This window comes from Dolichospermum sp. LEGE 00246, from assembly GCF_015207865.1.
GTDB lineage: Bacteria > Cyanobacteriota > Cyanobacteriia > Cyanobacteriales > Nostocaceae > Dolichospermum > Dolichospermum heterosporum.
The window spans coordinates 1-5,922 of the sequence record NZ_JADEWA010000342.1; the positions used below are offsets into that span (position 1 = coordinate 1).

Consider the following 5,922-nt stretch of genomic DNA (forward strand, 5'->3'; position numbering starts at 1 on the left):
TTTTTATACATAAGAATATTAAATTGTCAACTTAATTAGATTTATAGATCAAGAAGTGTAAAAATCTATGCAGTAGCAATTAAGATATTGATATTCACGCTTTATAGACGATGTCTACCTATCTCTAGGTGATTATGGCGAAACCAAAAAAAAATTCTGCTTCCATGAATTTGAGTGATCCACAATACTACATCAACCGTGAGTTAAGTTGGCTAGAATTTAATAATCGGGTCTTACATGAGGCTTGTGATCCCAGAACTCCTCTGTTGGAAAGGCTGAAATTTTTAGCCATTTTTAGTTCCAATTTGGATGAGTTCTTTATGGTACGAGTGGCAGGTTTAAAGCAACAGGTAGAAGCCACTGTTAATTTATTAACTCCTGATGGACGGACACCACAGAAACAACTAGATGATATTCGTTTGCATTTGAATCCCCAACTCAAAAAGCATAATGCGGAATTTGAGGAAGTGCTGCGACCACTGTTAGTCCAGCAGGGAATCTATATTCTCGATTACATAGAATTGAATCCCAAACAGCGAAGTTATCTAAATAACTATTTTGAAGAGCAGATTTTTCCAGTTCTGACTCCTCTTGCTGTTGATCCTAGTCATCCCTTTCCTCACATTTCTAATCTCAGTTTAAATCTAGCAGTGGTGGTCAAAAATCCTGATACAGAAGAGGAGTTTTTTGCCAGAGTTAAAGTTCCTCAAGTCTTACCAAGATTTTTGCCATTACCCCCAGAGTTGAGAGTTCAAGACAATGGGAAAATTGCTAACTGGTCAGGGATTCCCTTAGAACAAGCGATCGCTCATAACCTAGAATCTCTTTTTCCCGGCATGAGTATCCAAGAATATCACCCCTTCCGCATTACCCGCGACGCTGATCTGGAATTAGAGGAAGATGAAGCCGACGACCTGTTATTAGCCATTGAACAGGAACTTCGCAAACGCCGCATGGGGGGGAATACCGTCAGGTTAGAAATTCGCTCCCAAACCCCTGCGTTAGTTCGTTCCCGTCTCTTAGAAGATTTAGGACTCACCAACAGCGATATTTATGAAGTTGATGGTCTGTTGGCATTGCGAGATTTAATGTACTTTCTGGCACTACCACTACCAGAACTTAAAGATCCCCCCCGTCAATCCGTCGTTCCTTCCCGCTTACAACGGCTCAGAGAACCCTGTATTGATACTGACGCTCTTGAACAAGAAGAAGGAAAAGACTTCTTTTCCATAATTCGAGAAAAAGATTTGCTAGTTCATCATCCCTATCAATCTTTCTCCGGGACAGTAGTGCGCTTTATTACTAGTGCCGCCCATGATCCCAACGTCTTAGCCATCAAAATGACTCTCTACCGGACTTCTGGAGACTCACCCATAGTTAATGCTTTAATTGCAGCAGCAGAAAATGGTAAACAAGTTTCCGTCCTAGTCGAATTAAAAGCCCGATTTGATGAAGAGAATAACATTTATTGGGCTAGACGTTTAGAAAGAGTTGGTGTTCATGTTGTCTATGGTTTAGTCGGTTTGAAAACCCATAGCAAAATCGTCTTGGTAGTGCGACGAGAAAAAGACAGAATGCGCCGTTATGTCCACATTGGGACGGGGAATTACAACCCCAAAACCGCACGACTCTATACAGATTTAGGCTTATTTAGTTGTCGAGAAGAATTAGGCGCAGATTTAACAGATGTGTTTAACTTCTTAACAGGCTACTCTCGCCAAAAATCCTATCGAGAAATTATGGTAGCACCTGTGAATATGCGCGATCGCTTTCTCGAATTAATTAAACGCGAAATTGACAACGTGCAAAACGGATTTTCCGGTCGCATAGTCGCCAAAATGAACGCCCTAGTTGACCCACAAATAATTTCTGCCCTGTACGAAGCATCCCGCGCTGGAGTTCAAATTGATCTAATTATTCGGGGAATATGTTGTTTGCGTCCCGGACTACCAAATCTCAGCGACAACATTCGCGTTATCAGCATTATTGGCCGCTTTTTAGAACACTCCCGCATATATTACTTCTACAATCATAACCAAGAAGAAATATATATCGGCAGCGCAGATTGGATGCGGCGTAATTTAGATCGTCGCGTCGAAGTTATTACCCCCATCAAAGACCAAGAAATTGCCAAAGATTTACAAGAAATCTTAGGGATTATGTTAGCAGATAATCGTCATGCCTGGGAATTACAACCTGATGGCAATTATACCCAAAGATGCCCAGGTGATAACTGTCCAGAAGCCAATTCTCAAAAAACAATTATGTCTATGGCTTTACGTTCCGCCGGCATAAGTTAGACTCTCAATAGTTGCAGCAAAAGTGAATCATCACCTCAAATTCTGATAAGGTAAGCATATCTGAATTTACATACCCTCTTGTCAATTCTTCATCTTTCCCCTGACTTCTATCCATGACTTAAGTAGGTTGGCGTTGAAAATTGTCGTTATAAGTAATTGGACAAAAATATTTACAGTCATTGCGAGCGAAGGGAAGCAATCACAACCCTGGCGATTGCTTCATTTCACTTCGTTCCCTATGGCTAACGCCACGCTGCGCTAACGCAATGACATTGTGTAATTAATTCTGTCTCACTACTTATTTTGAAGATAATGTGGTTCTTCGGTTATTTTTATGGAAAACCTGGTTCAAAATCATTGAAAGCCCTATTGTGTAGACATTTCATTGAAAATATGGAAATAATTGTTTATAACCCTTGTCTCGTAAGGGTTTTGTTATCATCAATCCTCAATCACCATAAACGAGACACAAGAGCCATAATGTCCGATCATCCTATACCAATTTCCTAATCAGTGCATCTACTACATTAATGGTATGCAAAAATCGCATAAAATTTAACTTTTAGCCCCCAAAATTCACTCATCAGACAGAGTACATTTAGAACTCGCATTCATAAACTATAGTCATACATATTTATTATTTTTTGGAAATGTTAATGTTGTCCAAAGAGCCTTCTAAATTGCGCCTTCTTATAGTTGATGATCATGAACTCACACGTTTAAGTCTGCAACTAATTTTTTCTATTCAAGAAAATATTCACGTTGTTGGTTTAGCTAGTAATGGTCAAGAAGCTATAGACATGGTTAAATGCCATCAACCTCATGTGATCATTCTCGATTTACAAATGCCGATTATGGATGGTTGGTCAGCATCTAATTACATTAAAGCTATATCTCCAAATACTCAAATTTTGGCTTATTCCTCAATAGATGAATCATATTTTCATAACTATAAAACTAAACATAAATTTGATGAAGTTTGCACAAAAGATATTTCCACAAAAGAACTCATTAACTTAGTGAGAAAATTAGGCAACAAACTTGGGTATTCTTTATTTTTTGAAGAAAGATTGCACTCTGCTTAATTTTCCTTTTAGATTGGGTTAAGAGGATGTTTTAAAAGTTTTTAATGTATTAATATTAATAAACCCCTCTGCAAACCTCTCTAGTAGTCTGTCAACCCGAAAATGACGGGTGAAGGCAAGCAGGGGGAGAAGAGAGGCACCGGTGACAGGGGAGGGAAGAACAGAAGTTTTTTCCGATCATTACCCGTCAAAATAAATTTGACCAACTACTAGTAGATTCTGACCATGAAAAATTCAGAAAGTAGGGGCGCAGGGTCTGCGCCCAGAAACGATTTATTAATAACAGCATGAAATTTATTTAGGGCTTGCTGAATAAATTGTCTGTGAGGGCAGGGAACTCTTAACTGGGAACAGTTTTAACTATCTGGATATCCTCAATTTTCCAAATCCGACAAAGAAAAATGCACCTAAGTAATTGGACAAAAATATTTACAGTCATTGCGAGGGAAGGGAAGCAATCACAACCCTGGCGATTGCTTCATTTCACTTCGTTACATATGGCTAACGCTGCGCTAACGCAATGACATTGTGTAACTAATTCTGTCTCACTACTTATCTTGAGACACCATGAGCTAATTATCAATTACCTTCACTATTGCTTATAGGTTGGATTAAGCGACAGTACAATCCAACGCATTTATTGGATCTTGTCTCTCAAACCAACCTACGAATCAAGACTTTCTTCAATTTGTCAAAGGTATTGTAATTATCAATTACCTTTTTTCCTGCCTAAATTGACATAACTAACAACTTAGGTTAATTATTTCTCGTTTCAGGAATAGTCCGTTTAAACTCATCAAGTAAATCATCTAATTCTTCCAAAGCTTGATTCACATCAACTCTTAAAGTTCCTAGATTGGGTTGTTCCAATAAACTCAGCAACCGCTCACGTTTATCTTGAACAGTGCTAATTCGGTCTTTAATTGTCTGAATATCCATTTTTCTGCTGCCCATTTTGAAACACTTCAAATCTAAAGTTAACGCAAAAAGTAAAAATCTCCATATCCCCTTTCCCAATTTGTCACCAATGAGCGATGATAATAAAAGATGAAAATAAATTATACTAATCTCAAATTATGCTCGGCAGAATTTCTTTAGGAACACTTGGCTTAACAATAGGTGCTATACTGACCATAACAGGTTTTGTTGCCTACTTTGTAGATAATGCCACCCTTAATCTAGTCGGATTTTTCTATGGATTTCCGCTATTGCTGGGAGGTTTAGCCCTGAAAGCCAATGAACTTAAACCTGTACCGTTCAGCAAAACTAGCACACCATCCATCCTAGAACTCAGAAAGGAACAAGCAACAGTTACACAGACTAAAATCCGCAAAGACATCACCCGCAACTGTTATGGGCAAAAAGCTCATTTAGATGTAGCCCTAGCCTATCTAGGTTTAAGTCCCACCGACGAAGAAAGACCAATCGTCACCGGTTTGCGAGAAACCGAAATCAATGGCGCTTATACCTTAATTCTAGAATTTGATTCACCACTAATCACCTTTGATACCTGGCAGCAAAAGCAGGAAAAAATGACTAAGTATTTTGGTCCAGGTGTAGAAGTCAGTATTAAACAGCCTAGAGAGGACTATATTGAACTGTCCTTGATGAAAATTTAACCTAAAACCTCTATCCCGCAAGGAACTCAAGTTCCTTGCTAATAGCGCAAGTCATCTAAAGATGACTAAACACTTAAAAAAGATTCTAGTCCGTTAAAACGGACTTCAGCTATTAGACAGGGAATAAATTCCCTGGCGGTTGTCTGGCTGGCGGGTGTCTTAAACTTAGCTACTAGTATAACTATCTTAGTATAGTATAAGCATCCCTAGAAATACCCACCATCGTAACCGTTCAGGGGGGTAGGAGAGCGATAGCTACGCTCGCCGCAGGCATCGTAAAAAATTCCCCCAAAAATCTGTTAAATTAAGTGACATGGAACAAAAGCGCGTCAATCACTTAGAACAGATACCCCAGGAAGATTGGGGAAAGACTCTAACCAGCGTCAAAAAACTGGTGGAGGAAATGGCGCAGCAAATAGAACAACAGGAAAAGAAAATAGCAGAAGTCCTGACAGTTCAAGAACAATTATTAGAAAAAATCAATCGAACTTCCGTTAACTCATCATCACCACCCTCAAGTGACCCACCGGGATTTGGAAAAAAGCCACAAAAGACAAAAAGCACTAAATGTTGTTGTGGTTTAGCAGTATAGTTCCACTGTGGCAAAAAATCATCAAAGAAAATCTCCATTGTTTCTTTAAAACCCTCAGCAACTTTCTTACCGGTTTGGTAGGCTTTATCAATGATGGTCGTAAAAACCTGTAACCCTTTCTGAGTAGTAGCTTTTGCCATCAGTTTAGCAACAGTGTTAACACTGTCGAAAATAACACCTTTACAAGCCCGACTTAGATTTGACACTCCCCGGTCTAAAGACGCGGGGATTCTTAATCGAATAATTGTCAAGACAACTGCTCGAATAATATCCGCTTTTCAGGTATTACCTTAGATGTACGGTTCTTGCCCTGATCCTGTTTGCCA

Annotated in this window: 5 protein-coding genes; 3 read left to right on the plus strand and 2 right to left on the minus strand. The window is 39.1% G+C overall.

Annotated elements, in window-relative coordinates:
- Nucleotides 1–134: 134 nt before the first annotated feature.
- Together ppk1 and IQ228_RS19150 are read left to right on the plus strand one after the other, a co-directional pair.
- Complete coding sequence (gene ppk1 / locus IQ228_RS19145) at nucleotides 135–2,300, plus strand: polyphosphate kinase 1 (RefSeq protein ID WP_027403800.1); 2,166 nt, start codon at nucleotides 135–137, stop codon at nucleotides 2,298–2,300.
- Between the two features lie 650 nt (nucleotides 2,301–2,950).
- On the plus strand, nucleotides 2,951–3,385 hold the full coding sequence (locus IQ228_RS19150; protein ID WP_027403801.1) for a response regulator transcription factor: 435 nt from the start codon (nucleotides 2,951–2,953) through the stop codon (nucleotides 3,383–3,385).
- A 756-nt stretch (nucleotides 3,386–4,141) separates the two neighbouring features.
- Here IQ228_RS19150 and IQ228_RS19155 read toward each other — a convergent pair.
- Nucleotides 4,142–4,324: a hypothetical protein gene (locus IQ228_RS19155; protein WP_027403802.1), complete on the minus strand. Its 183-nt coding sequence runs from the start codon at nucleotides 4,322–4,324 to the stop codon at nucleotides 4,142–4,144.
- Nucleotides 4,325–4,461: 137 nt separating this feature from the next.
- Between IQ228_RS19155 and IQ228_RS19160 the strand changes: the two genes are divergently transcribed.
- Nucleotides 4,462–5,004, plus strand: coding sequence for a DUF2854 domain-containing protein (locus tag IQ228_RS19160; protein WP_027403803.1), 543 nt, complete (start codon nucleotides 4,462–4,464; stop codon nucleotides 5,002–5,004).
- A gap of 456 nt (nucleotides 5,005–5,460) precedes the next feature.
- On the opposite strand, the gene IQ228_RS19165 is transcribed toward IQ228_RS19160, so the two are convergent.
- Entirely contained in the window at nucleotides 5,461–5,802 is a 342-nt protein-coding gene (locus IQ228_RS19165) for a hypothetical protein (protein ID WP_193963961.1), read from the minus strand.
- Between the last annotated feature and the right edge of the window lie 120 nt (nucleotides 5,803–5,922).

Coding starts and splice junctions, on each gene's coding strand:
- ppk1 (WP_027403800.1), top strand. CDS start 135: ATGGCGAAACCAAAAAAAAATTCTGCTTCCATGAATTTGAGTGATCCA.
- IQ228_RS19150 (WP_027403801.1), top strand. CDS start 2,951: ATGTTAATGTTGTCCAAAGAGCCTTCTAAATTGCGCCTTCTTATAGTT.
- IQ228_RS19155 (WP_027403802.1), bottom strand. CDS start 4,324: ATGGATATTCAGACAATTAAAGACCGAATTAGCACTGTTCAAGATAAA.
- IQ228_RS19160 (WP_027403803.1), top strand. CDS start 4,462: ATGCTCGGCAGAATTTCTTTAGGAACACTTGGCTTAACAATAGGTGCT.